This window comes from Rhizobium sp. F40D2, assembly GCF_051810745.2.
GTDB lineage: Bacteria > Pseudomonadota > Alphaproteobacteria > Rhizobiales > Rhizobiaceae > Rhizobium.
This window is the reverse complement of record NZ_CM131436.1, coordinates 4,346,485-4,359,999: the sequence shown is the minus strand read 5'-3', so window position 1 is coordinate 4,359,999 and position 13,515 is coordinate 4,346,485. Positions and strand designations below refer to the sequence as shown.

The window sequence follows — 13,515 nt, the reverse complement described above, 5'->3', positions numbered from 1 at the left end:
GGAATTGGAACATGAAGCTTGCGACCTTGAAGGACTCCACCAGGGACGGCCGCCTCGTCGTCGTTTCCCGCGACCTGACCCGCTGCTCGGAAGTCGGCCATATCGCCCGCACCCTGCAGGCAGCGCTCGATGACTGGGAGCATGTGGCGCCGAGACTTCAGCTGATTGCCGAAGGCATCGAGACCGGAGCCCAGCCGACGATCCGCTTTCACGAGCATGACGCCACGTCACCTCTACCGCGGGCCTATCAATGGGCCGACGGTTCCGCTTACGTCAACCATGTCGAACTGGTGCGCAAAGCCCGCGGCGCCGAAATGCCGGCGAGCTTCTGGACCGATCCACTGATGTATCAGGGCGGCTCGGATGCTTTCCTCGCGCCACGCGAGCCGATCGCGGTGGCCGACGAAGCCTATGGGATCGACATGGAAGGCGAGGTCGCCGTTATCACCGGCGACGTTGCCATGGGGACAAGCCCGGAAGCGGCGCGCGGCGCCATCCGCCTGGTGATGCTCGTCAACGACGTATCGCTGCGTGGCCTGATCCCCGACGAGCTGGCCAAAGGATTTGGTTTCTTCCAGTCGAAGCCGGCATCGGCATTTTCGCCCGTTGCGGTGACGCCGGACGAGCTGGGGGAGGCGTGGGATGGCGGCAAGCTGCATCTGCCGCTGCTCGTCAGCCTGAACGGCAGGCCGTTCGGCAACGCCAATGCCGGCAACGACATGACGTTCGATTTCGGCCAGCTGATCGCCCATGCCGCCAAAACCCGCAGTCTCGCGGCCGGAACGATCATCGGCTCGGGAACGGTTTCCAACAAGCTGGATGGCGGCCCGGGCCGGCCGGTCGAAGACGGCGGCGACGGCTATTCCTGCATCGCCGAAATCCGGATGATCGAGACGATCGAGACCGGCGCGCCGAAAACGCCGTTCATGCAGTTCGGCGATCAGGTCCGCATCGAAATGAAGGACCGCGCCGGCCATTCGATCTTCGGGGCGATCGAGCAGACCGTCGAACGCTATGGCGGAGCGAGGGCGGAATGAGCGAGGTCGTTCTTTACGACTACTGGCGATCGTCCGCGAGTTATCGCGTCCGCATCGCGCTCAACCTGCTGGAGATCGACTACAGGACGGTGCCGGTCAACCTGCTGGAGGGAGCGCATCGGAAGCCGGACTATCTCGCGCTCAACCCACAGGGGCTGGTGCCGACCCTGATGATCGATGGAAGGCCCCTGACGCAGTCGCTTGCCATCATCGAATATCTGGCCGAACTCCGGCCGGAACGCGGATTGCTGCCACCTGATATTGCCGACCGCCAGCATGTGCGCGCGCTGGCCTATGCGGTCGCCATGGACATCCATCCGATCTGCAATATGCATGTCGTGGCCCATCTCATGGCCGTGACGGAAAAGGAAGGTGTCCGCGAGGAATGGATGCAGTACTTCATCGCCGACGGGCTCCGCAAACTGGAGACGATGATAGGGGGACATGACGGCGCCTTCAGCTTTGGCGACGCGCCGACGATGGCAGACCTTTGCCTTATCCCCCAAGTTTACAACGCCCGCCGCTGGGGCGTCGATCTGAGCGACTTAAAGCGCATAGTGGATATCGATGCCCGGTGCGCCGAACTACCGGCCTTCCAGGCGGCGCATCCCGACCGCGTAAAGCCGTGATGTCACCGCCCGGGGACAAGGGGTCAGGCTGAGGCCCGGCGGCCGGGCGGAGAGACTTACGCGTCTCGCCACGAAGGGAATGTCGCAGCCTGGCCCAACCGCTTGCCCGTTTCATCGACGAGCTGCCAGACGGTCACCTTCTCGATCCAGAAACGGCGCCCCGATTTCGCGATCCTGATACCGCGGCCATTCTCGACAAAACCGTCGCGCGTCACGCTATCCAGCAGCCGCTGGCGTTCGGCGCGATCGGGCTGCTCGGCCGAAAGCCGCGACGGCAGCGAGATGAATTCTTCCCAGCCATATTCGAAGCGTGTCTGCGCGGTTCTGTTCGCGTAGATGAAGCGTGGGTCGGGCTCGGTATTGTGGGCAAGGACCACGAAAGGCGCATCGTTGTAAAGCCAGTCCGGTCCTTGCCCGTCCTGGACAAGACGGCGGCCGACAATGCGCTGGTAGCTTCCGGTTAGGAGGAGGAAGAAATCGGGATCGCTAGTCAGGTCCAGGGCGTGATTCTCATAGAGAGTAGTCACGAAATGCCTCACTGGTCAAATGCTTCGGTGCAGGCGGCATAGCCGATATTCACTGCACAGGTCCATAATGCTTTGCGAAACGAGACGCTTTCCAGCGAGGGCCAGCATTTACCTTGTCTCAACACTTCTGATTGTGACGCTTGCCAGAAGATCGCCTGTTGTGCATTGATCTTAGGCTGCTGGGTAGCTATCAACTACGTGTGGAACACGGCCTCTCTGCAGATCTGTCCGAGACCGGAAAGGTGCTCGCCACGGACAAGGGAGCTAAGGCGCCGGGTCGGTTGATTGATCAGTGGATAGGGCTGGACGACATCTGCCGCGGTAGCCTCGACCGCGAGGGCGCCGCGACGCTACGGGCGTGCAAACGGCGCGACGAGCTCGGTCCGCTGCTCGATCGCGTCGACTAGTGCTATGGCCATAAGGACGAAGCCGGCATGGAGATGAAACGGCACAAATGCGATGCCAACTCCCGCAGATATGACGAGTAAGCAGCGCCGGTCCCGCAGGCGGTCACCGCAGGTGTCGCAGTCCGCCCGAGGGAAAGAGCGGGCGGTCAGTGACTGCTTCAAAGCGAAGGCATCTGGCTAGCAGCCATCAAGCACCTTGATCCTCGAGACCAGGGTCTTGCCAAACACATAGGTGGTCTGGACATCGGCGCGGCCTTTGCAGCGACGGCCGTCATTGGCGACGTATTCGTAAGAAACCCGGACGTTGTCATTGCCGCGTAGCGCCGTGCCGGTGAGCTTGAGCGGCTGTGACATCGCGCCGTAGAAGGCGTGGATCGACGCCTCGTTGAAAGCGCCCTTGCCGCGCTTTTCCGGAATGACCAGCGCCGAGGCGGTTTCACCATCGGCTGCTGCGAGCGCAGAGTAGAAGGCCGTCACGGTGCCCATGGGATCGTGCGGAAACGTCTTGCCCGCCTCGGACGCCGGATCAGGTCCGTCCTCGTCAACCGCGTCGTAGGTAATGCCCACGGCCTGCGCCTTGGCGGCCGTCAGCCACGCGATGCCTTCAGGCGGTGCTGACGTCACGTAGGCGATGGCGGTGTCGGACAATCCCAGCTGGTTGAGGTAGGCTCCGACCAGTGCATTGGCGACGCCGCTCTCGCTGGCCTTGCCGTCTACAACGCGATAGGCGGCATGGAAGCCGATATTGGATTCGGGCTGAAGAAACCGCGGCGACCCGGCAAGCCAGGTGAGGGCGCAAGCCGACGCGCACAAGGTCCCCGGCGGGGTGGCCGTGGCAAAGCCTCGAAGGCGGATGGCACGCCCGATCTCGATCCCGGCTTTGAGACCCCGCCCTCGCTGTTCAGAAAAACAAGGGCCTTGCTGGAGGCCGCGGCCAGGTTTCTGAAGACGATTTCGTCACCGTCGTTCAAGATGCCCGTGACGGAGATCAGGTCGGTGTCCCCTTCCAACGGCTCTCGCGTGATCTCTGCGGCAGACAGAGGAAACGCGCATAGAAACAACAACCCAGCCACGATGTGACGCATCGATTCCCCCGTCTTTGCTGGTATTATTGAACATTGCGAGGAATGTTTTGCAAGACGGATCGTGCAGCCCTGCAGATGGCTCGGCCTGTGGAGCAAAGAGGCCGGCCGTCAATCTCTTGGCAAATCGGCTATGACATGGCATCGCGCGGGTCTCGATCTGATATACAGCGAATGTCGCCATCCTTCTTAACGTGATACGACGGAGCATGTCAGAAAACGAGTATTCTCGATCGAACTCCGTCCTGCCGGGATCCGACGAACCCGAGAAGCCGGCGGAGCGCTATCAACTCGGCCTCTGCCTTTCGGGCGGCGGCTATCGGGCCATGCTCTTCCATGCGGGATCGCTGGCGAGGCTGAACGAGGCCGGTCTTCTGGCGAAGCTCGATATGATCTCATCGGTCTCAGGCGGATCGATCGCCTCCGGCCTGCTCGCCTATGTGTGGCCGAGGCTGAGCTTTGAGAACGGTGTCGCCGTCAACTTCAGAACCGAATATATCGATCGCATTCTGGCCTTCAGCCAGGTCTTTGCCGATGGGCCGAGCTTCCTGAAGGGCGTGTTCAATCCCTTCTCGAGTGCGGCGGAGGAGGCCGCCAAACTCTATGAGCGGCATCTGTTCGATGGAAAGTCGCCAAGCCTGAAAGATCTTCCGGGATCGCCCTGGTTTGTCTTCTGCTCCAGCAATCTCAGCACCGGTTCGCTCTTTCGCATGTCGAACCGCTATCTCGCTGACTACCGGATCGGCGTGTCGTTTCATCCCGCACTTTCGCTCGCGACCGCAGTTGCAGCTTCGGCGGCATTCCCGCCCGTGCTGTCACCGCTGCGATTGGACCTGTCGCAGTTTTCATGGGGGGGGAAAAACTCGACGACACCGTCGGCGAACCCGTTGCGCCGGGCAGGGCAATATTGAGCGATGGCGGTGTTTACGACAATCACGGCATTGAGCCGGCGCTGAAACGCTGCGACTGCCTCCTTGTCAGCGATGCCGGCGCGCCTTGGCGGACTTCCACCCGCGGATACTGGAACTATCTCTCCCAGCTCAAACGCGTGGTCGATACGATGGACAATCAGGTGCGGTCGTTAAGGCGGCGAGATCTGATCGCCGGCTTCAAGGCCGCAAAACGAGCCGAGACTCTCGGTCTCGACGATTTCTCGAAATCGGCTCTGCGCGCAAGAACCCGCGGCGTCTATTGGTCGATCGACAGCAAGGACGCCGAGCTCAAGCCATATGCCTCTTACACCCCGCCGCCGTCATCGGTCGTTCCCTCCGAGATCGGCACCTACCTCCATTTCCTCGGCGCGCGAGAAACGGAGCATCTGACGAACTGGGGGCACTACGTGTGCGATGCGATGCTCAACCGGTTCTATCCAGCGCCCCTGGCTCCATCGTCCGGACCGCCGTTCTCCGCCGGGGCGGTGAAGCCGTCTTGGAGGGCGAGGGCGAGCAAGCGCCTATTCGACATTCTGCCCTTTTGACAATGGCCGGAGGTGCCGGCTAAGGAGAGCCGAAGGCGGAACTCTGGCGGGGTGAGGGAAGCGGCTGCCCGGCGTGTAGCAATCCGCCACCATATAGGGGAAGAGATGCCCGCAATGGATTACCTTGTAGAACCGATCCCAATTCGTTGACGAGAACGGGTTCTCCAGCCAAGTCGGCGTTGTTGAACCATTCTGCCGTGAATAGCCCGTTCGGAACCGGCGCGGGGTGGAATCAGGGCCGGGCACCATGGCCATCAAATTCAAAACCAGACAGTGTCATACTATCCCAAGGATCGCGGGGTTACGAACCGCTCGAGATAACCGGTGCCAGCCGCAATCTCGTCCCATCCGTCGAGATCGAGGTCGATGACGGCGAGTCCCGCCGTCGGGAACTTCTCCCGCATGCGTCCCACGGCAGCGGCATCGCCGTCCGCCACGATAAGCGAGGCCGCATTCTCCATGCCGGGATTGTGGCCAACGATGAGCAGCGTGCGGATGTCAGGTTCGACGGCCCGGATCACATCGAGGATGCGCTCGGCCGACACCTCGTAGATATCAGCCGCCTCGCGGTCGGAGACCTTTTTCGAAAGGGCCTGGCGGATGAGCTTCCAGGTTTCCTGCGCCCGGCGGGCCGGCGAGACGAGGGCGAGATCGGGGATCAGCTTTTCGCGCGCCATATAGGTGCCGATGACGAGTGCTGCCTTGCGCCCGCGACCCGCCAATGGCCGTTCACGGTCGGCCACACCGCCGGGCCAGGCGGATTTGGCGTGGCGCAGAAGGATGAGGCGGTGTTTCGGCATGGGGTTGAGCGTCATTTTATCGCGAGGCCGATGTCGTCGGTTCGTTTCGTGTTGACTCCTGGAGCGTGAAGATCCAGGCGGAGGGCTTGCGCCCTCCGCCTTCGATTACGACTAACTTATGGTTTTCCACAGGTCGCCGCATTGCATTATAGGCAGCCAATGATTATGACGCAGCAGATCGTGGAATTCCAACCACTTGCCTCGACATCCGGCCATCCCATTTTGTCGCGATAGCCATGTGATTTTGACGGCGAGCACAAACGGTTGAAATGTATAGAGAATCCTTTCGTGCATCTGGGTAGGTTTCCGCTCGGCAAATGGTGATTGAACCCGAGCCGTTGCGAGCTTATGGGAAACAACGATAAGACCGGCTATATGACTGCGATGACTCTAGATGGAGTAGACCCGTGAGCGTCGTTGCGGAAAGTTTTGGTGGAAGTGTCGCCTCCCCAGGGAAATTCCCTGCATTGGGTAAGCTGCTTGCTCGCATCAAAGAAGCGTACAATCCGATCGATGTCATTCTCTACGGCAGTCAAGCGAGGGGCGAAGCAACTGCTCAGAGCGATTGGGATCTGAAAGTTATTGTTCCCGACGACGCTCCTGAAAGCGTGTTTTCACCGATGTTTGGCTGGCGTATCCAGGAAGGGTCTGGTGTATACGCGGATGTGTCTTGCACACGCCTGTCCGACTTTCGCGCCGATTTGGTGGTCGCGAACTCGGCTGCCAGCCACATGCTGGATGACGGCATAGTTCTCAATCTCAATTGAGCTTCATCTCAGTGCACCGCACGGCCCCGCGAGCAATCAAGACAGACTTCTCGAATGCGTTCGACATCCATTCGGTGGCTGCGGTTGGCTGTGGTTTCAATTTTCTAGGAGGTCGGAATGCTTAGCGACAGAAACCGCGACCAGATCGCAAGCACTCTTGGCGATGCAGTCGACGAGCTAGTCGCGGACCTATATTCCGAGATCATAGGAGGCGTCAGTGCCGTCCAGGAGGCAGAGATTACATCCCGCTTGTGTCAAAGGATCGAAGATAGGCTCGATAATCAGGAGGTGGGCGACGACTACCGGTTCCGAGTAATTGCTCAGTCTCTGCCCGACAGAGGCCCGAACTCCATGGAGCGTCTAATAGGGGCAGACCTCTTCCTCTCGGTCTCACTCGACGGGAAGGACGGGTTTGACAAAGGCATTTTTATTCAAGCGAAATACGATCGAAACATAAAGCGGGCGGAGCTCAAGGACGCCGCAGACCGAATGCGCAGGGTCGCGGGGAAGGTCGGGTCGTACGTGTGGGTGTATGAACCTACGGGGGTGAAGGTCATCTCCGCGCACGAGACTGATTACATGTCCACCAACAGTATAGAGGGGCTACCTGCGCGCACCATGGAGGGCTTTGCGGGGCGAATACTCGACTGCCATGCTGGGAGCCGGAGATGGGGAATTCCTCCTGTCGGTAACCGCCGCCAGGAAGTTGCGAACAGGCTGAGGGAGGCGAGGGCAAAGAACGTCCTGGACATCAACATCAAAAAGGAGCGGCCTTGATATTTCGAAGGCCATATGTCCGGCACGCCCAGAACAAGGATTGTTTAGAGACGAGCTGTCTGACTATAGACGTGCGGCACCCAATCCGGCAGGGAAGAGCGTTCAACAATGCGATCTCTAGTTTGGCCGGCGAAGACCAAGACGACGCCTGCCTTCCGCAATTTGATTCCTGAGACTCTTACCGGTGATCCCGGTCTCTTCGGTCAACCGCGAGAAACTGGCGAATCGTTTGTCGAAATCATCGATCGCCTGTTCTGTGACCATATAGGACAAAGCACGTCCGGCGCGTAGCCGAACCTGGGTAGAGGGAAGAAGGCCATTTCGAACGAGAAGCGCGAACGTGTCGTTTCCAATTCTTAGTCTCTTACAGACTTCAGTTCGACCGAACAGCGAGCTTTTTGGAGCCCGTTGAGTGGCGTCAACTTCCTCCCAGTCGAATCGCAGGGCGCCAATATCCGGTCCGCACGCCAATCGACCGACATTTACCAAGCGTCCGCTGAGGACTAACTGTAGGACGTCGATAACCCGAATATTGCACCTCTTCGCCACGGCTCCGAGGGGCAGCCAGCCCGGTTCAACCGTGCTTCCAAAAGTCCCGAGTGCTCTTGCTCGGAATTCCAAGACATCTTCCCTCGCGTATCTGTCATTCATCTTGAACGTTCGAGCGGGAGCAGTCTGGCCGTCACGGACCGCGGAGAGAAATCCGGCGTCAATCAATTTCCTAACTACGCTCGTGGTGAGTCCGAGCATTTCGGATGCTTCCTCCAGCGTTGCGGTGTTATTGAAGCGTTCGATCACGTCAGAGGCGACATCTTTTCTGATGAAGATCGCTTCTTTCGGCGTTCTCAGTGTCTCAAGGTGGCCCAGTTCGACGAGCAGGCGCCGGACCGTCTGATCAGAATGCCCAGTCGCCCTGACGATCGCGGTCACTGAAGTCCAAGGGCTGTCGGTCACCGGCCCGAAGAAGGTCGCGCCATCTAGGATTGGAACCGTCTGCAAGGTGTGTTCGCGAATGGCCCGGCGTAGGACATTGAACTGTGGATGTTCGTAGGTCTGATCGAGAGCGGAATAAAGCCCACCATAGAGAATTTTGCCGCCGCGGGTGCTTCGACGGGGGTCGTCGGACATGATGCTGTCGAGGCTGTTGCGAAAGCCCTCAAAACCCTTCGAGAGGGAATGGAATCCTGCGTCGCGGGCACGCGCCAAATCGTTGGCGCTTTTTGAGCGCGGGTTCGCTTCGTGACCATAGTTTTCTGCAATGCCCAACAGTTCGCACGCGACGATACCGGCAGCGAGGTTGATCGAGTTCTAGGAACGCACCGTGTCTTTTGTTGTTCGAAAGTCGGTCGTGGACGTAGCGTTCGAAGGTGAAAACTGGACTCACAGTGCTCTGTTCAACGAACATTGGCATGTGGTCTTGAACGATATCCAGTTGAGTGATGAAGTCACCACGATGCCGGTCGAACCGCGTATCTTCGATTTCGACGAGTTTTCGCGAGTGCGTGAGGCACGTCGCAATCTGAGGAAACATCCAGTAAGTTCGCGCGTGTCTTCGCGCCCCTGGGACGAAGCGTTCATCGATATCATCGTCAAGAATGCAGTGGGGGCAAAACCTCAGTCGCGACCGGCGAAGCATCTGTTTCGAAAAGTATGAATCGCCGATCGTCGCGCCTCGATCTTCATCTACACGGATCGCAGAGGCGATGAGATCTTCGTGTATGTAACGCGCAAGCCCCGCAAGCTTGCCTACTTCGCGATCATCTCCGCGGTTCAACGCAGACATATCCAGACCCATGTGCAGGCAGAACTTCCTGCTCGTTGGCGCGCCGTTCGCACGCGCTAGACGGGCGATCAAGCTTGTCAGCGGTTCGTCGTTCAGCAATGGGACTTGAAAGAGCCCCCTCATTCGCTGCGGCTCCTCCGCCTCTTTACCGACGACGGATCAACCAGACGACCCTTGTCGTCGACCTCGCGCTGGATGAGATGCCAATCCTTGACCTTCAAATTGAATACATTCGTCTCGTCAGGGCAGTTTCGCGCCAGGCGTTTGTAGCCTTGTGCAAAATGCTCAACCGTCAGGAATCCGCCTCGGTCTCTCGACCAGCTCTTGTCCCAGAGGCTTTTCTCGATTGCGTTCCTGACGATGTGCACTGTCGTGCCGAACCGCCAGATGCCGCCGTGCATGAGGCGCATCAGAAAATCCCGCGTCAGGGCGAAGCCTAATGTCAGCTTGCAGCTCTCCGCGAGTTCGTAAATCGTGTCTTCGACACGATCCCGATCCTCCTCGACATCCTTCATGGCTACAAACTCCAAAAGAGGCGCCCGTCGATCCAGTTGGCCGTTCGTGTCGCGAGAGATGAAGTCCTTAATGTCCGGAACCCCACAGATGATCAGCCAGATCGGCCACTCGGCGGTTTGGGTGAGGTTCTTGATGCTGTTGCTGAGGTGCATATATTTCTTGCTCGTCGGCGCATCCAACACATGCTGAAACTCGTCGAGAACGAGGACCTTCGTCTGCATGATCTTCATGCGGCGGATCAAGGTCCGCCAGTTTTCGTCCTCGTCGTTAGACAGTGCGATGTCGTATCCGCTCTGTTGGAGCAGTTCTCTGCCGAGAGTCTTTAGCGTCGTGCTAGGCGGCGTCGTCGCATGCAGGCTGAGCGACAGCCGATTGTACTTCCCCTCGAAAGGGGTGAAGGAGGGATGGGCGTCGATGCACCGATCCAGACTGGCGGATTTCCCCGCGCCGCTCTTTCCGGTAATAGTGAGGGCATATCCTTTGGAATCCCCAGCCAGGATGTTAGCGACCATCAAGTCAAGTTCCGCCGTGAGCTTCTCATCGTCTGGCGTGACGATGTGAATCGACTTCAGCTCGTTGAGAAGCCGCGAACGATATTCGGTGTCCGGAGAAACGGTCGCGCGGATATGGGCGAGCATCTCGTCGTCAGCGGAAAGGTCCGTCATTTGTCGTCCTTTCTAATTCTTTCGACCTTGATGGTGCGCGCGCGACTAGGAAGTGGCTGAAGGTCATCTGGCGATGGCGCCGCGGACGGTACAACGCGGGTCGCGGGCGGCGAGGACGATGCCACTTCCATGTCCGCCTCCGGGTCGTCTTCGAGATTCCGATTGACCTGGGCCTCCAGCGTTTCCGGCGCGAACGGATCCGGCCGCCTTTCCGAGGCGTCAAAGGAATCCAAGATACTCCTGTCGCCGTAGTCGGTGGAAGCCTCCCTGGCGATCCTGAAGCTGCCGACCAGCTCTCTTTTCCAGTGATCGAGCATCGCGCGCGTCGTCGTAGGTGCGCCGATGCCTGCCGAAGACTTGCTCGCCTGGGCGAGGGCGCGTGCTTCCGCCAGTGCGGCCCGAGCGACCTCGGCACTGATCGTCGAGGAAGCTCCGAAGCGCTTCTTCAAGTATTTGAGCTGCTCCAGCCAGTCGAAGACCCGGAAGTTCTGCAACCCGTCGAACGCGCATTCGACTTCCACCCATTCCGGTGAGAAGGGATCTTTGACCAGGATGCGGGAGATATCGATTTCGTTGAACCGGATCGACAGCTCCAGATCGTAGCGCGTCTCGCGGCGGGACTGCAGCCATTCGTTGGAGTAGGGCAGGCCCAGGATCGAGATACCGTTGTTGCCGACCTTGCACTCGGTGACCACGCTGAAGGCTTCTGCATACGTGCGCTGGTTAGGATAGCCTTCGACCGTTCCCTTACCCTTCTGGGTCCCGTGGTACCACATCTGCAACGGCGTGAGGCCCATGAGGCCGCGATGCCTGGTGTTGTGGTAGCAGTCCACGATGAGCAGAACGAGGAACTCGGCGAGTTGGTCGTCCGTCATGTGGCGATGCTTCTGGGCGTCGTACCGGTCACGTAGGAGAACGTTGCTGAACGTCTGCCCGGAAAGCAGGTGAATGTAGCGTTGGTTGATCGTTCGGAAGAACCGTTCGACACGACCACGTAGATGTGGGTGCTTGGAGGCGGGTACGGCTACATGGCCGGTGTACGACAGGGCTGCCTGCTGAAACTCATGCGAGGTGTAGCTGGAACCCGCGTCGACGTGGATGTACTCGGCCGTGCCGCCTTGTGGCCACTGCGTCATGGTGCCGTACAGTCGGGTTTCGAACTCCTTCGATCGTGCGACCATGGCGAGTGTTGCGACTGCGGAGGCGCCATCGGGGGCGCCCCAGAGAAGCTTGGCGCCGCAAACGGATCTCGAATATGCGTCGAGCGCGATCGAAAGCCAGACCCGCCCGTCGTTCGTCGAATCCATCTTCTTCTCGATCTTTTCGCGAACTTCAGGATGCAGAAACTCCCAGATGCCGTTCTTCACGAGCATCCGGATCACGTCGATCTTGTGCTCGTCCATCTCGATGTATTCCAACGGTCTCTGTGGCTGGTAGCCGCGGCGGGAGATGGAATACTTCCGGGTCACCCTCGAGGGGTCGCCGGCTCGGGTCAGTTCGTTCTTGTAGTCGCCCAGGCCGTCGATGATGCGTTGAAACGTACGGAGAGAAGGAACTCTCATCTCGATCTTGCCGGTGGCCTTCCGATCTCGGTTGGCCTCTCCCATCTGCGCGTAGCAGTCGAGCTTGGTCGGCCTGTCCTTCGACTGGTAGGCAGTGGCGAACTCCATATGGAAGCCCAGCTCTTCGGGCGAGAAGTTGGTTCGTCTCCCGACGCCGCCGCGGTGGCGGGGGAGCAGCGACTGCGGATCGTATTCGTTTGCTTCGAACCTCTTCACCAGACGTCCGAATTGCCGCGGTCCGGGAATGACGTCGCGCTTGCCCTTCTTCGGAGGGATGAGGTACTCGTTCTCCTTCCTGAAATCCTCGATGAACTTCGCGTATCCCGCGTCTGACCGGGTGATGAACGCCCCGGTTTCGTACCTGTCGAGTTCGAGCTCCAGAAATTCCGCGACCATTCGCGCACGGAAAATCGTCGCCGAAGGCAAGTCAAAGATTCTGATTGCCTGCTTCTGCCGATAGATGGCGTTGCGGGTGCTGAACCATCCCTTTTCCCATTCCAGGAGTCGCCATCTGAACATCTCTTCGATCTGCTCGAACGTTTTCACCTCGGTCTTGTGAGGCTCAAGATCGTCGCACGTGACGAAGAAGTAGCCGTGTTCCCACACATGCGCCTCCGGCTCCCCACCTTCGATCTTCCTCCGAGACTTCAGGCACCAGTAGCGATTGTCGAAACGAACGCGGTCTTCGAGGCCGATGCCAAACGTCGAGAACTGCTTTCTCGGGGACGCGGCTGTCATCGATTCATTCCCTTCCTGACGGCACGGACCCACGACGCCGTCGAGAAGATGACATCCTCGGGCTTCGGGTGGTCGTAGATGATGAGCCCTTTGTCGACGAGGTCGCAGACGGCGGTGCAAACGGCCGAGAGGTACAGGTCGGGTAGGCGTTCGGAGAGTTGCCAGACACGGGCGAGACCACCCATGGCCAGCAGTGCTTCATGCACTCGCGCGGTGTCAAATTCGTTCAGCACCTTGCGCGTGTGGAGAATGTTCTGGGCCAGGTTAACGCGGCCTTTCGTAATCTCCTCGTCGGTGACCAAAACGAACCTGTCACGGCTCTCTTTAGGAAGTTGGTTATTGAGAAGTTGCATCTCGCCCCGAGTGCGTTCGGCAGTGCGTCCGCTCGGCTTGACTGCGAAGCGCGTACTCGAGCCGTCGTCGGCACCCCACAGCACGTCGATCATGTGTTCATGTCTGTTGCCTTCGACCACATAGGGATGCGGGCCGTCCTGCGCCTTGATGCGCTGGGTATCATGACGAGCAAGAAGGATCGTCACCAGATCCGACTCGAGCCCGCTCTCCATGCGGTGATAGGTGTTCGTCACCGGATCGACGGTCGCGACACGGCTCGACGAGGTCGTCATCACGTGTTCCTCGTCGTAGTCATAGTCGTAGTCGCTCACGTCGTCGCGTTCGCCGGGGTGCGCCTTGGGGGCGACGTCGCGATCCGTTTCCGCGCGCTGCGGCGGCGTGCCGCGCCACGTAC

12 protein-coding genes and 2 pseudogenes are annotated in these 13,515 nt (G+C 59.4%); 6 read left to right on the top strand and 8 right to left on the bottom strand.

Annotation, left to right across the window (positions count from 1 at the left end):
* The first annotated feature begins 11 nt into the window (after positions 1 to 11).
* Together ACS4RS_RS21245 and maiA are read left to right on the top strand one after the other, a co-directional pair.
* Positions 12 to 1,037 carry a fumarylacetoacetate hydrolase family protein gene (locus ACS4RS_RS21245; protein WP_439009370.1) on the top strand — a complete coding sequence of 342 codons (1,026 nt, stop codon included), beginning with the start codon at positions 12 to 14 and terminating at the stop codon, positions 1,035 to 1,037.
* The gene (gene maiA / locus ACS4RS_RS21240) at positions 1,034 to 1,666 is read left to right on the top strand and encodes a maleylacetoacetate isomerase (protein WP_439009371.1); all 633 of its coding nucleotides are present in this window, start codon (positions 1,034 to 1,036) and stop codon (positions 1,664 to 1,666) included. Before ACS4RS_RS21245 ends, maiA begins: the two co-directional genes overlap by 4 nt.
* Positions 1,667 to 1,722: 56 nt before the next feature.
* On the opposite strand, the gene ACS4RS_RS21235 is transcribed toward maiA, so the two are convergent.
* Positions 1,723 to 2,193 (bottom strand): MEKHLA domain-containing protein, encoded by a 471-nt coding sequence (locus tag ACS4RS_RS21235; protein WP_439009372.1) that lies wholly within the window; start codon positions 2,191 to 2,193, stop codon positions 1,723 to 1,725.
* A 192-nt stretch (positions 2,194 to 2,385) separates the two neighbouring features.
* On the opposite strand from ACS4RS_RS21235, the pseudogene ACS4RS_RS21230 reads away from it, so the two are divergent.
* Positions 2,386 to 2,681, top strand: a pseudogene (locus ACS4RS_RS21230) (hypothetical protein); the annotation flags it as partial.
* Positions 2,682 to 2,777: 96 nt separating this feature from the next.
* On the opposite strand, the gene ACS4RS_RS21225 reads toward ACS4RS_RS21230, so the two are convergent.
* Positions 2,778 to 3,413 carry a hypothetical protein gene (locus ACS4RS_RS21225; RefSeq protein WP_439009373.1) on the bottom strand — a complete coding sequence of 212 codons (636 nt, stop codon included), beginning with the start codon at positions 3,411 to 3,413 and terminating at the stop codon, positions 2,778 to 2,780.
* 478 nt (positions 3,414 to 3,891) lie between these two features.
* On the opposite strand from ACS4RS_RS21225, the pseudogene ACS4RS_RS21220 reads away from it, so the two are divergent.
* Positions 3,892 to 5,159, top strand: a pseudogene (locus ACS4RS_RS21220) (patatin-like phospholipase family protein).
* Between the two features lie 281 nt (positions 5,160 to 5,440).
* Here the strand turns inward: ACS4RS_RS21220 and ACS4RS_RS21215 are convergent.
* On the bottom strand, positions 5,441 to 5,974 hold the full coding sequence (locus tag ACS4RS_RS21215; RefSeq protein ID WP_439009374.1) for a histidine phosphatase family protein: 534 nt from the start codon (positions 5,972 to 5,974) through the stop codon (positions 5,441 to 5,443).
* Positions 5,975 to 6,366: 392 nt separating this feature from the next.
* Between ACS4RS_RS21215 and ACS4RS_RS21210 the strand changes: the two genes are divergently transcribed.
* Complete coding sequence (locus tag ACS4RS_RS21210; RefSeq protein WP_439009375.1) at positions 6,367 to 6,726, top strand: nucleotidyltransferase domain-containing protein; 360 nt, start codon at positions 6,367 to 6,369, stop codon at positions 6,724 to 6,726.
* 117 nt (positions 6,727 to 6,843) lie between these two features.
* A complete protein-coding gene (locus tag ACS4RS_RS21205; RefSeq protein WP_439009376.1) occupies positions 6,844 to 7,503 on the top strand; it encodes a hypothetical protein in 660 nt (219 codons plus the stop codon).
* Positions 7,504 to 7,620: 117 nt separating this feature from the next.
* Here the strand turns inward: ACS4RS_RS21205 and ACS4RS_RS21200 are convergent, their stop codons facing one another.
* From ACS4RS_RS21200 to ACS4RS_RS21180, 5 genes are read right to left on the bottom strand one after another with little or no spacing between them, the layout of a single operon-like run.
* Positions 7,621 to 8,769 (bottom strand): helix-turn-helix domain-containing protein, encoded by a 1,149-nt coding sequence (locus tag ACS4RS_RS21200; protein ID WP_439009377.1) that lies wholly within the window; start codon positions 8,767 to 8,769, stop codon positions 7,621 to 7,623.
* Complete coding sequence (locus ACS4RS_RS21195; protein WP_439009378.1) at positions 8,660 to 9,409, bottom strand: TniQ family protein; 750 nt, start codon at positions 9,407 to 9,409, stop codon at positions 8,660 to 8,662. Before ACS4RS_RS21195 ends, ACS4RS_RS21200 begins: the two co-directional genes overlap by 110 nt.
* The gene (locus ACS4RS_RS21190) at positions 9,406 to 10,467 is read right to left on the bottom strand and encodes a TniB family NTP-binding protein (protein ID WP_439009379.1); all 1,062 of its coding nucleotides are present in this window, start codon (positions 10,465 to 10,467) and stop codon (positions 9,406 to 9,408) included. Before ACS4RS_RS21190 ends, ACS4RS_RS21195 begins: the two co-directional genes overlap by 4 nt.
* Positions 10,464 to 12,767 (bottom strand): transposase, encoded by a 2,304-nt coding sequence (locus ACS4RS_RS21185; RefSeq protein WP_439009380.1) that lies wholly within the window; start codon positions 12,765 to 12,767, stop codon positions 10,464 to 10,466. The genes ACS4RS_RS21190 and ACS4RS_RS21185 overlap by 4 nt, the downstream gene beginning before the upstream one ends.
* The gene (locus ACS4RS_RS21180) at positions 12,764 to 13,432 is read right to left on the bottom strand and encodes a hypothetical protein (RefSeq protein WP_439009381.1); all 669 of its coding nucleotides are present in this window, start codon (positions 13,430 to 13,432) and stop codon (positions 12,764 to 12,766) included. The genes ACS4RS_RS21185 and ACS4RS_RS21180 overlap by 4 nt, the downstream gene beginning before the upstream one ends.
* Positions 13,433 to 13,515: the final 83 nt, after the last annotated feature.

Bases quoted from the DNA above. Each gene is read 5' to 3' on its own strand.
- ACS4RS_RS21245 (WP_439009370.1), top strand. From the start codon at position 12: ATGAAGCTTGCGACCTTGAAGGACTCCACCAGGGACGGCCGCCTCGTC.
- maiA (WP_439009371.1), top strand. From the start codon at position 1,034: ATGAGCGAGGTCGTTCTTTACGACTACTGGCGATCGTCCGCGAGTTAT.
- ACS4RS_RS21215 (WP_439009374.1), bottom strand. From the start codon at position 5,974: ATGACGCTCAACCCCATGCCGAAACACCGCCTCATCCTTCTGCGCCAC.
- ACS4RS_RS21205 (WP_439009376.1), top strand. From the start codon at position 6,844: ATGCTTAGCGACAGAAACCGCGACCAGATCGCAAGCACTCTTGGCGAT.
- ACS4RS_RS21195 (WP_439009378.1), bottom strand. From the start codon at position 9,409: ATGAGGGGGCTCTTTCAAGTCCCATTGCTGAACGACGAACCGCTGACA.
- ACS4RS_RS21190 (WP_439009379.1), bottom strand. From the start codon at position 10,467: ATGACGGACCTTTCCGCTGACGACGAGATGCTCGCCCATATCCGCGCG.
- ACS4RS_RS21185 (WP_439009380.1), bottom strand. From the start codon at position 12,767: ATGACAGCCGCGTCCCCGAGAAAGCAGTTCTCGACGTTTGGCATCGGC.